At 51.4% G+C, this 15,476-nt stretch carries 11 protein-coding genes and 1 CRISPR repeat array; of the genes, 8 read left to right on the top strand and 3 right to left on the bottom strand.

Annotated features, from left to right (window positions below):
- Together NW820_RS00970 and csx2 are read right to left on the bottom strand one after the other, a co-directional pair.
- A partial coding sequence (locus NW820_RS00970; RefSeq protein ID WP_414406435.1) for a type III-B CRISPR-associated protein Cas10/Cmr2 occupies positions 1–1,690 on the bottom strand: 1,690 nt, incomplete at its 3' end.
- A gap of 202 nt (positions 1,691–1,892) precedes the next feature.
- The gene (gene csx2 / locus NW820_RS00965; RefSeq protein ID WP_414328895.1) at positions 1,893–3,164 is read right to left on the bottom strand and encodes a TIGR02221 family CRISPR-associated protein; all 1,272 of its coding nucleotides are present in this window, start codon (positions 3,162–3,164) and stop codon (positions 1,893–1,895) included.
- A 166-nt stretch (positions 3,165–3,330) separates the two neighbouring features.
- Between csx2 and NW820_RS00960 the strand changes: the two genes are divergently transcribed.
- Positions 3,331–4,080 (top strand): Uma2 family endonuclease, encoded by a 750-nt coding sequence (locus NW820_RS00960; RefSeq protein ID WP_414406434.1) that lies wholly within the window; start codon positions 3,331–3,333, stop codon positions 4,078–4,080.
- Positions 4,081–4,212: 132 nt separating this feature from the next.
- Here the strand turns inward: NW820_RS00960 and NW820_RS00955 are convergent, their stop codons facing one another.
- Positions 4,213–4,773, bottom strand: coding sequence for a formylmethanofuran dehydrogenase subunit E family protein (locus NW820_RS00955; protein ID WP_414406433.1), 561 nt, complete (start codon positions 4,771–4,773; stop codon positions 4,213–4,215).
- 348 nt (positions 4,774–5,121) lie between these two features.
- On the opposite strand from NW820_RS00955, the gene cas6 reads away from it, so the two are divergent.
- From cas6 to cas2, 7 genes are all read left to right on the top strand, one after another.
- Complete coding sequence (cas6, locus tag NW820_RS00950; RefSeq protein WP_414406432.1) at positions 5,122–5,781, top strand: type I-MYXAN CRISPR-associated protein Cas6/Cmx6; 660 nt, start codon at positions 5,122–5,124, stop codon at positions 5,779–5,781.
- Positions 5,782–5,794: 13 nt separating this feature from the next.
- Positions 5,795–8,206: a CRISPR-associated helicase Cas3' gene (cas3, locus tag NW820_RS00945; protein WP_414406431.1), complete on the top strand. Its 2,412-nt coding sequence runs from the start codon at positions 5,795–5,797 to the stop codon at positions 8,204–8,206.
- Positions 8,203–9,762 (top strand): type I-MYXAN CRISPR-associated Cas8a1/Cmx1, encoded by a 1,560-nt coding sequence (gene cas8a1, locus NW820_RS00940; protein ID WP_414406430.1) that lies wholly within the window; start codon positions 8,203–8,205, stop codon positions 9,760–9,762. Before cas3 ends, cas8a1 begins: the two co-directional genes overlap by 4 nt.
- Before the next feature lie 91 nt (positions 9,763–9,853).
- Entirely contained in the window at positions 9,854–10,774 is a 921-nt protein-coding gene (gene cas7i / locus NW820_RS00935; protein ID WP_414406429.1) for a type I-B CRISPR-associated protein Cas7/Cst2/DevR, read from the top strand.
- Positions 10,771–11,370, top strand: coding sequence for a type I-MYXAN CRISPR-associated protein Cas5/Cmx5/DevS (cas5, locus tag NW820_RS00930; protein WP_414406428.1), 600 nt, complete (start codon positions 10,771–10,773; stop codon positions 11,368–11,370). The genes cas7i and cas5 overlap by 4 nt, the downstream gene beginning before the upstream one ends.
- A gap of 232 nt (positions 11,371–11,602) precedes the next feature.
- Positions 11,603–13,219: a type I-MYXAN CRISPR-associated endonuclease Cas1 gene (gene cas1, locus NW820_RS00925; protein ID WP_414406427.1), complete on the top strand. Its 1,617-nt coding sequence runs from the start codon at positions 11,603–11,605 to the stop codon at positions 13,217–13,219.
- Positions 13,220–13,222: 3 nt separating this feature from the next.
- The gene (gene cas2, locus NW820_RS00920) at positions 13,223–13,516 is read left to right on the top strand and encodes a CRISPR-associated endonuclease Cas2 (RefSeq protein ID WP_414341823.1); all 294 of its coding nucleotides are present in this window, start codon (positions 13,223–13,225) and stop codon (positions 13,514–13,516) included.
- A 254-nt stretch (positions 13,517–13,770) separates the two neighbouring features.
- A CRISPR array of direct repeats spans positions 13,771–15,457; the repeat unit is 36 nt; unit sequence GTGATTTTCCTCTGATTGCCGTAAGGCGTTGAGCAC.
- Positions 15,458–15,476: the final 19 nt, after the last annotated feature.

The following is a 15,476-nucleotide window of genomic DNA, read 5'->3' as shown; positions in this document are numbered from 1 at the left end:
GACAGGCCTGCTCGAAGTGCTCTCGTTCCCGTCGCCCTTGGGTTTTGAGGTAGCCAGCCACCCCAGCCGTGAGATCCGGGTAGGAAGCGGCAATCTGGTCTTCATCCAGCTCAGGGAAGAGCTCCGGCAGCACTTTGTACAAGCCCCGCTTGAGGGTTTCGGTGGCATTGAGCTGTTCCCGGCCATCGAAGAGCCCGGCCTGCCGCTGCCAAAGCCGCCGACTCTCCCCTTCTGTTATCCACCCCTGCCGCGGTGAGGGATGCACCACCGGCCCCAAGCCCGAAACGGTGCTGCGCGGCCCAAACGCAACGGGGAGCTGCCAATCGCGGGCCTGCTTACAAGCGGCTTGTAGCCGCCGACTTTGCTCCACTGCGGCTGCCCACCAAGATCCCACGTTGAGTCCGGCCTTGTATTGGCGGCGCTGTTGTCTTTGGGGATCCCAAAAGCTAGCCCGCAGAAACTCCAGCTCCTCATCAGCAAAGAGCTTTTGCTTAGCCCCCAGGTGATAGGTGCGGTTTTGGGCACTGACCCAGGGATCCGCATCAATGGAAACATGAGGGGGCCTAAGGATGCCGGTATCCTTGAGAGAGTGAGCCGGGGATCCCAAGGGCACGGCTGCCCAGTAGTGCTGCCACTGGTGCTCCAGCCACCCCTGCCAGGTGGGATCCTCTGGGTGCAACTGCCTCAGCCAGCGGCGATCCCCCTGCAGGTGATCCAGCACCCTCTGGGCCAACTGCTTCCATTCTTCCTTGAGGGTCTGCTGGGCAAACTGCATGGCCGCCTCCACCCGCTCTTCTGGCAGCAGCAGCAGGAGCACATTGGGAAAGCCGGCGGTGAGCAGGGCGTTAGGCGAAGGCTGAGGGATCCATTCTTCAAATTCGGGGTACTTCTCCCGCAGCCAGTAGTCGATTAATGGCTGGCCGTAGAGGCTGGGGTAGAGCAGACAGTCGGGGCCGTATTTCTCGGCAAGCCGCCAACTCATGCGGGCAGAAAGGTAGTGCAGCAGCCAGGATCCGGCCCAAAAGTCCCGCATCTTGCGGCTGGCTTTGATCAGCTCCTGGATGGGGTTGAAGGTAAAGCTCACCAAAAAGGGTCGCGTGGGCTCCTCGTAGCCGGCCAAGCATCCGGCCAAGGCTGCGGTGACGCTGGCGTGGCTCCACAGGGATCCGTCTGGAAGCCGGGTTTCTGCCGGCAATAGCAGCAAGCTCTCATCCCCAAACTCCTGACAAATAGCTTGGGGAAAGCACCGCCAAAACCACCAAAACACTTTTTGGGGATCCGTCTCCTGCCGAACCCAATCAGGGATGGCGTTCTCCTCCCGTTCCATCAGGTAGTCTGCACGGGAGCAGGCATTCTTGAGGGCTTGGTGTTGGTCATCGGCCAATTGCCAAAAGCGCTTGCGCCCGGAGAGCAAGTGGCTCATTTCTAGTCCAAGACCCAAGTTGCGATCCTCAACTTGATAGTCGATGGCTACAGGCAAATGGCCAATGGCAGCCCGGTCGCTGGCCGAGGCGATGAGATCGGCATCGCCTATGGGAGAGGATCCCTCGGCTTTGGGAGAAGACCATCCCTGCATCGCCGCCAGTCTGGTCCACAGCCCTTCCTTGGAGCGGCCAGTCCTGTCGTGTAGGGCTTTGAGGGCGGGATCATGTAACAGACCCCAGAGCTTAGCTTGCCAGTAGTAAGACATGGTGTTTTCGCTGGAGAAACAGAACAGTTAGGAACTCCTCGAACAAGGAACAAAACCCCGGTAGCCACCCGATGTCGTGGCTACAGAAGCTACAAAACAACATCGATCTGATCCCGGCCAGCCCTCAGTTTTCTTCAGTATTTCTCAATAGCCGTTGTTTGACCAAAAACCCAGAACCTGAGGGCGAACCGATGTCTTTAGCCTACGGAGAAGTGGAAAGATCCCCTTCCAACTTCCCTTCTGCCCAGGTCAATTTGGGAAACAGCTCTTCCAGGCCAGGCAGCAGGTCTTGCAAAACAAAGCTTTCTAGAGCTTCGCTGTTCAAAGGGTTTGGATTCATCTGCACATGGGCAACATCGTTGCGGTACTGGCTGAGGCGAGACCAGAGGTTGGCAAGTTTCTGCACATCGGGAACATGGGCAGCAATGTCAGGAGGCGCCTGGGGCTGGTCTTCCCGTGGAATGAGGGATCCCAGTTGGTGTTCGATCTCCTGCCGCGCTTCCCGCTGGCGGTAGTTGGGCAGCCCCTCACACAAGCAGAGGGCCGAGATCACCCACTCCCGAGCTAAGAGAATTGCCTGCGTGGTGAAGCGTTTCTCCACATACCAGCGCAGCAGTTGAAATTGCTTTTGAACTTGAGCCTTGGCATCCGTAGCTCTGTCTGCTGGCAAAGCCAGTTGGCTGTAGCTGTCTTGAATGCTTTGCAACAGCAAGCCAAAGGGCTTGGCAAATTGGCCCACCTCTTCTGCCAACTCCTGGGTGGAGTGCCTTTGCAACCTAAGCAAGTCATCCTCCAAAAGGCTGACCGGTCTTACCAGCTCCAGGGAACGAGAGATATTGCGGATGGCTTGGCCAAAGTTCTGCAGCCGGATGGGCTTGGGATCCCTTTTGCCGAGCTTTGGTTGGCGGTAAAAGTCCCGTTGAACTGTATCCAAAAGTTGGCCCAACTCCAAGGCCGAGCCGGTGCTAATGAATTTGTCGGTAGCCGTCAGCCAGTCCAAAAGACGAAGGGCGGGGGTGAGATCGATGATGGGTGTTTCCTGCTGGTCTTTGAGATAGAGACCGTAGTACAGCCCCTGAATATTTACATTCTTGGCCTTGCGCAAAAGGGCGGCTCCCAAGAGCACCAGTACGGGGATGGAGCGAAAGGCGTGGGTGATATCGAAAACCAGCCGCGTATGGGGCTCGATGCTATCGACCAGCACATCGAAGATCTCCCAGGTCTCTGCCTCGGTTTTCCCTTCAGGAATGGCCTTGGCAATTTTCTCCACGTGGGGGGGTAGGCAGTCCTGTAGATGCTTCCAATGGGTGTCATGTGCTTCTTGGGTTAGCAGCACAATCACCCTCTCGATGTCAAAGAGCTGACAGAGGGCTTTGGCAACATAACGGGTTCTATCGGCTTTCCGCTCCCCAAAAACATACACCGTCTCGCTGTAGGGGCTGGTGCCTAGAGTGGTCAAAAGGGTATTAGCCATAGGGATCCTCTCGATGACGGCTTTCAAGCATTGAAGCACGGGCATCTTCAAGCTACTGCAGCTTGGAAGCCCCCCCTTCTCAAGTTGCCTGGAGAGGGTTCTGGGTTGAATGTTGCCCTATCCTCTCCCGAAAAGTGGCATCCTCTGCTCAGCCGGTGCCAGAAAGATGGGGATCTCTACCCCCAAAATTGAGTGGAGCCATCTTGCCGCTGGATTTGGATCCCTGCTCGACAACTGTTTCAAAACGGTGAAGGTGGGGGATGTCAGAGCTAGCCTAGACAGAGATTCGGCCATCCTAAACAACGGGGATCCTGTGATGCTATCGACTCCAGAGTTGTCCATTTCAGGTCAAAAGCTAACTCCCGAACAGTTTCTGGCCTTGCCGGAGGGGGATATTGTCTATGAGCTAGTCGATGGGCGGGCCGTCTCCAAAAACGAACCCATGTCGCCAAAACGCTTCCATGCTCGTCTCCAACCGGTGTTGTGGCAAATTTTGGAGGACTGGTGCTCTAGCCCTGAGTGTCCTAAGCCTGGGTCAGCACATACTGAGTGGGCAGTTGTTTTAACACGAAAGGCAGAGCCCTGGATCCCAGTTCCTGATGTTACTTACATCTCTAACGAGCGGTTGCCGGTTGAGGCCATGACCGATGAACCTTGTTTTGCCATTCCCGAGTTGGTGATCGAGATCCTTTCTCCTGGCCAGAGTTTTGGAGCCATAGCTCAGAAGGCAACCGATTATCTAGAAGCTGGGATCCCCAGGGTTTGGGTTGTGGATCCCCAAGCCAAGAGCATCACCGTCTTCTATCCCGATGCCCCGCCGCGCACCTTTAGGGGATCTCAAGCCATTCAAGATGATTTCCTGCCGGGTCTAAAGGTGATCCCTCAAGATGTATTCGCTCAAGCCCGGATCCCTTAGGGGGTACCTAGCGAGCCCACGATAATCAGAGTTAGTTCCAGAAAGAGAGCATCCGGCAGAGGTGGCCACCCGCTCGGGTCTGGAGCTGATTGGCTCAGGAATGCCGAAGGGATCCCGCAGCGATACTCCCTGCTATGGGCTAATGGCGAGACGGAAAAGCTTCTCATCGGCCAGTTGAAGAACTTCCTGCCCTGCAGCCGCCAGTTGTTCCGGGGGCAAGTTCCGGTATTTGTCAATAAACTCAGGCAAAACTTGAAACTCCACCCGCTTGCCGGTCTCTCGGTGGATGACCACGCTGCGCATTTTTTCAAGAGATTCGACCTCCACCAGCTTCAAGTTCAACTTGCCCAAACTGGCCCCTGTTGCAGCATGCAAGCCATCCACAATGCACACGAACGGGATCTCTGCCGGCGACTCGTGAATGACCTCCACCAGAAAACGGTTCCTAGAAGTGTGGGGAGTTGGACTCATCAAGCCCAGCTCTTTCAGAGCGCGCATCCCCATGCGATAGCCGACCACGGCCCAAGGCCCAGCTCCGCCATGAATTTCCGTTACTCGCTGAATGGCCGCCGCCGTCGAGTCCGTTGCAGAACTGGTGACCGGATGAGCTGTCGCCGGCGCTCCCAGAGTTAGCTGAAGTGCAATCAGCAAAAGAGAAAGCTGCTGTGGCTTGGCAATGGATGACAGGTTCATAGGCAGCGAGAGAGCTGATAAAGAGGAGATGGGTCAAGCCATCCTAAGCTCTACCCTTCGAGGTTGCCTATGCGGGGGTAGGGGATCCAGCTGTCTTCTGAGAACTCTTCCAAAAATCAACTCCTGGGTAAACAGGGCTGAGACCAGTGGTATTGTCAGAGGTAAGCCCCTGGGCGTTGAGCACTTTCACGTGGCTGCTGTGGTCGAAAGTGCCTTGCTGCTGGCAGCAGGCCTTAGCACCCCTGACTGCCCTTTCCACTGATCGCCCTGGGGCGCCGCGCGCTGCTTGACAGAAGCGAGCTGTGTTCACTAGCATTTCTTACATATGTTTCACGTGGTGGCTGTGTGATGAGCCACTCAATGACTGCTGAAGCTTCAATGGCAAACCCAACACATGTCCCTTACGAAGCTCCCGTAGTGGACCTATGCCTGCCCGTGCGAGGAACTACCCTCCCAGCAGATCACGGGTACGCTCTACTCGCGGCGCTATGCCACCAAGTACCAACACTGCACCGAAACCCTCACATCGGGATTTTGACAACAGCGGGAATTGGAGACAGACGAGGCAAAATCTTACTGACTCCGCACTCCCACATTAGAATTCGGCTGCCCATGGAAGCAGTGCCGGAGGTGTACAAGCTAGCCGGCAAGCAATTGAAGATTGGATCTCACGAAGTACAGCTAGGGATCCCCAGGATTTTTACTCTCAAACCAAGCACTTCCCTAAAAGCCCGAATTGTTACAATCAAGGGCTACACCGAGCCAGATCCATTTGTGCAAGCTGCCCAAGACCAGTTAGAGAAGCTTAAGATCTCAGGCCGGGTATCAGTACTGCAAGATAAAACTGGGAAACCCTTGCGCAAGACCTTGAGAATTAAAGGGCATACGATTGTAGGTTTCTCAACCTTAGTAGAGAACCTACAGGAAGAAGACTCAATTCGCCTCCAGCAGGTAGGGCTAGGTGGCCGGCGGCGCATGGGTTGTGGATTCTTTTTGCCGTTTAAGTGAGGATGGATCTGCAATGTTTAAGTTTCTATTGGCCAAATCCTTAGCACAATGGAATGCCGAGTGCCAATCCAGAGAGGAGTACGCTCAGGCGAAGCGTGCCGCTAAACTTACAGGTCATGTTTCGGCTGTGCTATCGGCAGCTGAAGTCCTTTTGGGTTGCCTAGGAGAGACCATCCAGCAGCAGCTAAGGTTGGAGAACTCAAGTTGTCTAGAATCTGTTGTCAAGCTGGGAGCTTACTTACATGATTGGGGTAAGGCGAATCAACATTTTCAAGAGATGGTTTATCTCAAGTCGTCGATCCTAGACACTAACTCGAAAGCAGAGCTTGAAAAGAGTTGGGGAAGTCATAACAGAAGGCAACTTATCCGACACGAGTTTTTAAGTGGCATACTTGCTTTACAGGTCAGTGCATTTCGAGAGTGGCTACAGAAAGCATTTACTGAAGAGGAGCTCCTCTTAGCTGCCTGGACAGCAATTGGACATCACCTCAAAGCAGGAGTGAATTCTCAGGGCAAAGAATCTCACAAAATTACGGAGTTGTCTGATGGCTCAGGATCTGAGATTTACGTTTATACTGGCCATCCAGACTTTCAATCTGTGTTGAGGCTCGGATCGCAGAGACTAGGGCTACCATCAGAGATTCCAAGTGTACCCTCAGCAAGTTGGGAAAGAGACCAACTGGAACAGCACTTGCGTGCATTGGTAGATCAGTTTCGAGACTTTGCTCAAAATTTTAGCTTTGAGAGACAGATATTAATAGCGGCTGCTAAGGCAACAGTAATTGCTGCAGATTTAGCAGGATCGGTCTTGCCAGTGGAGGGAGAAAACTTGCAAAGCTGGGTTTCTAATACCTTGAGTTTAGCTCTCCAAGAAAGTGAATTAGAGCAACTGATTACCCAGAAACTAGGAAAAAACTCCCTGCGTCCCTTCCAAGAGCAAATGGCTGCTGCCACTCATCGAGTAACACTGGTCAAGGCAGGCTGTGGTACAGGCAAGACCTTGGGAGCCTACGCTTGGGCGAAAAAGTGGGCATCGGGAAGGCGACTGTTTTTTGGCTATCCGACCACCGGGACAGCTACTCAGGGTTACCTGGACTATGCCGAGGGATCCCCAATAGAAAAGACACTGATGCACTCACGAGCAGATTTGGATCGAGAACTTTTATTGACCGGCGAAGGCGAAGAGGATGAGGGTGCTTCGTTTCGTTTGGCAGCGTTGCAAGTATGGAGAAAGAAACTGGTTATCTGCACTGTGGACTCTATTTTAGGGTTAATCCAGAACAATAGAAGACCACTATTTTCTTGGCCAGCTCTAGTTCAATCTGCCTTTGTCTTTGATGAGGTTCACGCCTATGATAGTCAGATGTTTGGCGCTTTGCTAAAATTTTTGCAGGCTTTTCGAGGCGCACCTATCCTACTGATGAGCGCCAGCTTCACCCCAGGGCGACTTGAGGCGATTAAACGGGTGATGAGTGAGTTGGGTGAACCTATTGGGGATCCCATTGAAGGACCGCAAGAGTTAGAAGAGCTGAAGCGCTATCAAATAAAAGAAATTTCATCAGAAGGGGATCCCATCAATTCCGAATCCATTTGGTCGGAAGTTACTAAAGCAGTTCAAGAGAACCAAAAGGTATTGTGGGTAACCAATTCAGTCGCCAGTTGCATTGACATTTATCAACAAGCCCAGAAGAAACTACAAGACATTAAAGTCGAAGTTTTAATTTATCACAGTCGGTTTCGCTATAAAGACAGACTTAGAAAGCATGAGCAGATTATTAACGCTTTTAGCCAGCCAGGGCCTGTTCTTGCTATTACTACACAGGTTTGTGAAATGTCCTTAGATTTAAGTGCAGACTTGCTTATCTCTGCTATGGCTCCAGCGACATCTTTAATTCAGCGATTAGGTCGCCTCAATCGAAGAATGAAAAGCGAGCAGGAGGGATCCCGTGTAGCTCTTTTCTACGAATGGAACGAACACCTCCCCTATGGCGCAGCAGAATTAGAAACTGGCCGGCAGCTGCTTGAACAGCTTAGAGAACTTGAGTATATTTCCCAGCGAGACCTGGCTGATATCATCTCTCAGCTCAGCCGGGAAGAGTCTGCCAGGGTGAAGTCAGCATGGCTTGATCAAAACTGGTGCACTTATCCAAGTTCCCTGCGAGAGGCCGGCTACACGATAACAGTGCTTCTGGCAGAAGATCAAGACGCTATTTGGAAGGCTGCTGAAGTCAGACAGAAGAAAGCTCTAGATAAGGGCCAAAAGCTATCGAGAATGCAAGCTTTTCTACAAGAAGCTCAAGCCTGGTCAATTCCAATCCGGATCCCAGATAAAAAGACAGAGTGGTGGAATTGGCAACGACGCGGGTTTTATTTCATCACAGAGCCTGGATATATCAACTACAGCGAGGAATTTGGTACGCCATGACCGAATTAAAGTTGCACCTAGGACACCCCGGATTAACCCTGCTACATCGAGCGGGTTTAGCCGGACTATGGATGACTCTCAAGCAGCTGGAGCAGGAAATTCCACCAGAAAAGCGCCCAGGGTCACTAAGTTGGGAGTTGACGCCACGACAAGTTCAACTGTTCTGGGAAGGGAATGACTTTGAAGTGATTGATTGGTTGCTCAAAGAGTCTTTCCAACTTGATAATGGATTAATCGCATTGCGAGGGATCGACAGTAAGTCGATGCGAAAAGACTCCCAGGTAGTCATCCATCAAGGAATCCTGGGAACATTTCTACAACATGCCAAAACTCGTAAAGTTATTGGCGAGCAAACTCAATCTTTAGAGATTGATGAGGATCATCCGCCTGTCATTATCAAGTATAAATCTTTAGAAAGCTACGTCCATCAGGAATTTGCCAAAAATCTATGTGATAAAAACGGTAATTGGCTTAAGCAGCCAATTAGCATTGCTGGCTGGCTTAATCCTGGTGCAGTCGTTCGCCACAATGCATTTCCCTCGGATACAAGCTTTGAAGAGTCTCCAGAGATGGCCTTTATACTTCTCTACGCTCCTGTTTCTTGCTGCTACTACATACTTCGCTCGCGGCTGAGAGATCAGAAAGCTCAATATGCCCTGGTAGTTCCCGAGATTACCGATATGGAGGTCTATGCAAGCTACCGGCAAGATCCCCAGCTTCGTTATGCAGCCTACCAGGATTTTCATGCTTCGAGTTTGGGAGATGCTGGGCTTAGGTTTTTGACGTACCAAGGGATTGCAGAATCTGCTAGGGAATTTAAGGTAAAACGATGTCAGGTTCTAACTCTAGGTGTTGTTCCGTGGTCGAGCCAACAAAAATCTCGCACAGATCTACTTACTGTAGAAGCAGAATATCGCGTCTGTAAAAACTACCAGATCTGCAAAGCAGTGTTACCAGATCGAGTTGTCGTCAAGGCAAAAGCAGAGGAAGGCAGTTTCATTGCAACAAGTTTTGCTCGTGAGATGATTGCTGAAAATCTGGCAAGGGGTTACTCTTGGTATGCCGGATTTGCAGAGCAGGTTAATAGCAACGAGCAGTTTAAGCAGCTATGTTACGAGCGCGGAGGTCTAAACGAAATGGTCATGAAAACGGAAATGGATGACAGAGAGCGCTGGTTTGTTCAGGCTTGTCATGAAGCCATTCGCTTTACCTATGGTCGGTTATCTCAGAAAACCCAGGATAGGGGAGAGTTTACTAACTTCGACAGAGAAAATATACGTATTCGCACTGGTCTGACTCGATGCAAAAACGCGGAAAGCTTCCGCGAGTTTATTACTAGCTTTTGGGCGCGGGCTGGAAGAATACCGACACTGCAAGAGCATTGGGATGACTTGATGGATTTAGTTATGGATCCCAAGGAATGGAAAAAAGCGCGAGACTTAGCTCTTCTAGCGTTGGCCAGCTACAAAGGCAAGGAGCGACAGGAAGAACTTCAGGATGAGCTTGACGAGGATGATGTTGACTTGATTGCACCCGCCGAGCTGGAGGAGGACTGAAAGTGTAAAGCAAGAGTCAGCAAGTCAAGTGAAAAGTTGACGTAGCAACAACTTAACGGTTCAGTTTGAAGGACTAGCCTGGAGGAAGATTATGACTTTGCACCTGTTTGGCAACATTTTGACCAGCTACGGCACCGCTGCCAACAACCGCGGTGAGAATGACGGCAACATCACTACCCTGCAAAAGATCCTCTGGAAAAATGAGGTGCACACTACCGTCTCTGCTGAAGCAATCCGTTGGGCCCTGCGTTACTATTGGCAGGTCTCAGGGAATGGCTGCGAAGTTAACCGACGTTGGAATGATCAAACCAACGACAACGAGTGGCAAGCGCCTAACTTTGATCCCGAGCGGTATATCGATGATGATGTCCTAGGCTTTATGCGTGCGGAAGGGGCTAAAGTAGATGCCTCAGACGAAAACTTATCCAGGAAGAAGGGAGAGAAGTTACCAAAGGGCACTACCACTGCTCGGCGAGGTGTTTTGGAAGTAACTCGGGCAGTTTCTACTCGACCCTACAGCGGAGATGTAACCTTCAACGCGAAAAGTGGCCAGAAGGGATCCACTTCTCTCTACGGAACGGAGGTTCATGCTACTCGCTATCAGTACGGCTTTGCAATGACTCCTGCTCGGCTCCACCGGCAAGACCGAGTAATCGAAGTGTTAAACGGACTGGTTTCGTTGGGGGAAGTAGCCGGCAATCACTCTCGCTTTCTCTATGACTTTTCACCGGATAGCATAGTCCTGCGCTGGACACACGACTTTTCGCCACGCCTGCTCTACTGTTTTGAAGAAAACTCTGATGGAGAAATCAGCATGCCGGACTTAGTGCGTCGAGTGCAAGTGGGGGATATAGATCCTCAAGAGCTATGGCTGGCAGGAGCCGCTGCCGAAACTGAGGACGGGGAGAAGCTAGACCGGTTGGGTGCTCATGTAAGCCCAGGCATTAAATCAACAGTTGATCAACTTATCAGCTTGATTAGGCAGCAAATTTCTTGTGAGGAGGCAGCATGATTCGGCTCCAGGTTGAGGTGCCTATCGCCTGTTTCCGTCAATCTTGGGCCAGGGAGTTTGCCGAAACTTATCCGGTGCCGCCACCGGCTACTGTTTATGGAATGTTGCTTTCCTTGCTGGGAGAATGGGATCGGCATCGATATTGCGGATCCCAACTGGCAATTGCTCTCCTGAGCCAACCCCAGCTTTCTACAGTGATCCGTACCCTTCGTCGTTTTAAGACAAAAGATATTCAGCATCCAAACAATGCCCGTCCTGACTACCAACAATTGCTGACCGATGTGCAAATCGCAGTTTTGGTCAAGGGATCCCTTGCTCATGACTTGGAAAGAGCCTTTGAAAATCCTGAATTAATTGACCGATCTGGGGGACTAAGCCTAGGAGAGAGTCGTGACCTAGTTAATTCGGTAACAGCAATTCAGAAAGTTCCCTTAGGGGGAAGATGGCTAATTCAAGATGAGGATGGGATCCTGACCTTGCCGTATTGGGTTGATCACGTGGGATCGCGGGATACTCGCTGGCGAAGATACTCACTCCGAACTCTTGAAGGTGATGATGTGCCGGAGTTAGCCTGGACGGAAATTTGCCCAAACTAGGCAGCAAGAATTCCAAGCTTTAGTTCCAGACTTGTCAACCCTAAGTCGAAAGCTTGTTTCTGAACAGCTTAGTAACCCTGCCAGGAGAAGATCTTGCGTGGAGCCTGAGTTTTGTCTCTGCTCAAAGAGAAAGCTGTTCTAAGATTGCTGAAGAACTCTATATTTTCATATTTCGGAGTATCAGATTATGCCGGCATCACTAATCGATTTCCCCGCACAGATAGATTCAGATTTGATTCGTGTTTCAGCACTGCACGCATTGGCCTACTGCCCACGACTATTTTATCTAGAGGAGGTCGAGGAGCTCTATACGGAAAACGCAGCTATTTTTGCCGGTCGGCGGTTACACACAGAGCTGGAAAAGCAAGAGGGAGAGGAGTGGGAGGATCTATTTCTAGAAAGCGAAGAACTGGGCTTGCGGGGAAGAGTGGATGCTTTGCGCACTCGTGATGGACAGATCATTCCCTACGAGCATAAAAGGGGTCGGTCAGCACGGGATCCAGACAATCAGCCTCAAGCCTGGGAGAGTGACCGGTTGCAGATTTTGGCCTATGCCTATCTCGTGGAAACAGCTTTGGGGATCCCAATTCCCGAAGGACGAATTCGGTACCATGCTGACAATGTGCTCGTACACGTACCCCTTGATGATGCTGGGCGCCAAGCTGTACGTCAGGCAATCGAACAAGCGAGGCTGCTGCGCCAATCTCCTCTGCGGCCCCCAATTACCGACAATGAGCGGCTGTGTGCGGGTTGCTCCTTAGCTCCCGTGTGTTTGCCCGAAGAAGCGAGGCTAGCTCATGACAGAGAATGGCAACCTATTCGCCTGTTCCCGGAAGATGACGAACGGCAATGTGTCCACATTCTAGAGCCAGGGGCACGGGTAGGGCGCAGTGGATCCCGTCTCAAAGTTACCTACCGAAACCAAAGCGAAGAGTTTATCTCCGCTCAGCAAACTGGACAAATTGTGCTGCATAGTTTCTCTCAAATTTCAACTCAAGCCATTCATTTCTGCGCCGAACAATACATTGGAATTCACTTAATTTCGGGAGGTGGGCGCTATGTCGGCAGCCTGGATCCCCGATATGGGAGCATCCAGCGCCGCATTCGACAGTATCAGGCCCTGAGCAATCCTGAAATGTGCCTGAGACTAGCCCGAAAGTTGGTGAGGTGTCGAGGCCAGAGCCAGCGCAAGTTCTTAATGCGCTTGGGATCCCAGCGTTCGCCGGAGGTAGAACAAGCTATCGAACAAATGAAGCGATTGCTCAAGCAAGTTGATCAGGCAGACTCTTTGTCAAGTCTATTGGGACTGGAAGGAAACTTAGCAGCGCTCTACTTTTCTGCCTTGCCTCATCTGCTGTCTGATGCAGTACCTGAGGAAATGCGATTTTCAGGACGAAATCGAAGACCTCCCAAGGATCGCTTTAACGCCTTACTTGGGTTTGGTTATGCTCTTTTGCTTAAAGATGTAATGAATGCTATTTTGACGGTGGGATTGGAGCCCGCCCTGGGCTTTTATCACCAGCCTCGTTCTCAAGCACCTCCTCTGGCTCTTGACTTGATGGAGATTTTCCGTGTTCCCCTTGTAGATATGCCAGTCGTAGCCTCAGTTAACCGACGGCAATGGGATCCAGACGCAGATTTTACAGTACGGGGCCAACAAGTTTGGCTCAGCGAAGAGGGACGTAAGAAGATGATTCGGATTTACGAAGAGCGCAAGCGAGAAAAGTGGAAGCACCCAGTTACTCATTACTCTCTTACCTACTGCCGTTTAATAGAGCTAGAGGTTCGTCTTTTGGAAAAAGAGTGGAACGGCGAAGCAGACTTGTTTGGAAACTTAGTTGTGAGATAGATTATGGCCGAGCATAAGGTTTGTTACTTGGTGTGCTACGATATTCGCTGTCAGAAGCGATGGCGAAAAGCATTCAAGTTATTGGAGGGATATGGAGAACGAATTCAGTACTCAATTTTTCGTGCCTGGCTAACATTGCGAGAACGAGAGAAACTGCGTTGGGAGCTAGAGAAAATTCTAAAACCAGAGGATGACCTCTTGCTTGTGGGGATCTGCAACCGCTGCTTAGAGCGGGTGCTCGCCTCGAACCGACCAGAAAGTTGGCCAGAACGACAGGATGGCTACAGGATCTGTTAAAAAGCAAGGATCTATCGTTGTGAAAGACGCTTTAGCCCCCAAAAGACCTGAAAGTCTTGTCGGAAGAGGGTTCCAGGGATTTTCGACCGCCTGGAGTTGCTTGCAAAATCCCGGCTCCCTTACGAGAAAACCTTTTGCCGGGCCCAGTGCGTTAGGAGACCTGTCTTCTAGCTGGCAGTTGGTGTATAGAATAAGGGTACATGCTTGCAAAGGGCTCATCCGAGCCTTGCAGAGTAAGAATCCTGGGGTGCGCCGTGATTTTCCTCTGATTGCCGTAAGGCGTTGAGCACGTGCTTCGGATGGAGAACCGCGCATGATCAAGCGCGTGTGATTTTCCTCTGATTGCCGTAAGGCGTTGAGCACGACAATGCAAAATAACCTTGCTCAATTAGTTCAATCGTGATTTTCCTCTGATTGCCGTAAGGCGTTGAGCACTACCAATCACTCTCATTCTAAACACTAACTATCGTTGTGATTTTCCTCTGATTGCCGTAAGGCGTTGAGCACGAACAGAATTATCCAAAACTGGCTCTTGACGCCGAGTGATTTTCCTCTGATTGCCGTAAGGCGTTGAGCACACTGATGTAAGGGAGTAGGGGGTTGCAGATCTGGGTGATTTTCCTCTGATTGCCGTAAGGCGTTGAGCACTGCTTCCAGTATGGGTCTAGAAGCTTCTCTACTTGTGATTTTCCTCTGATTGCCGTAAGGCGTTGAGCACGTAGTGTCTTCAATAGGCTGGGTAGCAGTATGGCAGGTGATTTTCCTCTGATTGCCGTAAGGCGTTGAGCACCTTTTCGAGCAGCCTGACCTTGTGCTCGCCGAGTTTGGTGATTTTCCTCTGATTGCCGTAAGGCGTTGAGCACTGATTACAGCAACTTACCTTGATTCCTTTAATCGGATAGTGATTTTCCTCTGATTGCCGTAAGGCGTTGAGCACATTACTTCTTCTGCGGCTTCGAGCTGCTTCTTGGTGAGTGATTTTCCTCTGATTGCCGTAAGGCGTTGAGCACGAATAGACTTGACTCAAGGCCATCACACACACCAAAGTGATTTTCCTCTGATTGCCGTAAGGCGTTGAGCACATAGACCTGGCTGGTCAGCTCCAAGAGCCAGTCTCTAGTGATTTTCCTCTGATTGCCGTAAGGCGTTGAGCACCAACTAGAACCTTTGCGGGAGACTAGAACCCTTGCGTGATTTTCCTCTGATTGCCGTAAGGCGTTGAGCACTACTAGTCTCACCCAAGGAAGATTCGCTCATCCCAGTGATTTTCCTCTGATTGCCGTAAGGCGTTGAGCACGAGATCGAGGGATCCCGCAAGGTGGCCGGATCCCCGTGATTTTCCTCTGATTGCCGTAAGGCGTTGAGCACGTGGTAGTGGAAAGTCCTGGGGCGGAGGGAACCGAGTGATTTTCCTCTGATTGCCGTAAGGCGTTGAGCACTCAGCTAGACGGGCGTTCAGATAATTTGCAATTCCGTGATTTTCCTCTGATTGCCGTAAGGCGTTGAGCACTGGAGGGCTAGCAAGGCCCAGGCGAGGACCTGCTCCGTGATTTTCCTCTGATTGCCGTAAGGCGTTGAGCACGTGAGCGTCAGGAAGATCCAGCGTGCTGTGGGGTAGTGATTTTCCTCTGATTGCCGTAAGGCGTTGAGCACAGACATGCGCCGATGACTGCTCTACCAAAGGCCCCGCGTGATTTTCCTCTGATTGCCGTAAGGCGTTGAGCACAGGTCAGCCGGCTTCACTGAGTATTTGAGAGTCTCCAGTGATTTTCCTCTGATTGCCGTAAGGCGTTGAGCACTCAGGGTGGTGGTTACTTTACACCCAGAGCCCCAGTGTGATTTTCCTCTGATTGCCGTAAGGCGTTGAGCACGACCTACAGCCGGAGCCATACAGCGATAGAAGACGTGATTTTCCTCTGATTGCCGTAAGGCGTTGAGCACGACCTACAGCCGGAGCCAT

It is taken from the genome of Synechococcus sp. R55.7, from assembly GCF_047461955.1.
In the GTDB taxonomy this organism is placed as follows: domain Bacteria; phylum Cyanobacteriota; class Cyanobacteriia; order Thermostichales; family Thermostichaceae; genus Thermostichus.
This window is presented reverse-complemented; position numbering and strand designations above follow the sequence as displayed.

What these genes read in the sequence shown, in the direction of transcription:
- NW820_RS00960 (WP_414406434.1), top strand. Translation starts at nt 3,331, where the DNA reads ATGGGGATCTCTACCCCCAAAATTGAGTGGAGCCATCTTGCCGCTGGA.
- NW820_RS00955 (WP_414406433.1), bottom strand. Translation starts at nt 4,773, where the DNA reads ATGAACCTGTCATCCATTGCCAAGCCACAGCAGCTTTCTCTTTTGCTG.
- cas3 (WP_414406431.1), top strand. Translation starts at nt 5,795, where the DNA reads ATGTTTAAGTTTCTATTGGCCAAATCCTTAGCACAATGGAATGCCGAG.
- cas5 (WP_414406428.1), top strand. Translation starts at nt 10,771, where the DNA reads ATGATTCGGCTCCAGGTTGAGGTGCCTATCGCCTGTTTCCGTCAATCT.
- csx2 (WP_414328895.1), bottom strand. Translation starts at nt 3,164, where the DNA reads ATGGCTAATACCCTTTTGACCACTCTAGGCACCAGCCCCTACAGCGAG.
- cas7i (WP_414406429.1), top strand. Translation starts at nt 9,854, where the DNA reads ATGACTTTGCACCTGTTTGGCAACATTTTGACCAGCTACGGCACCGCT.
- cas6 (WP_414406432.1), top strand. Translation starts at nt 5,122, where the DNA reads ATGAGCCACTCAATGACTGCTGAAGCTTCAATGGCAAACCCAACACAT.
- cas2 (WP_414341823.1), top strand. Translation starts at nt 13,223, where the DNA reads ATGGCCGAGCATAAGGTTTGTTACTTGGTGTGCTACGATATTCGCTGT.
- cas8a1 (WP_414406430.1), top strand. Translation starts at nt 8,203, where the DNA reads ATGACCGAATTAAAGTTGCACCTAGGACACCCCGGATTAACCCTGCTA.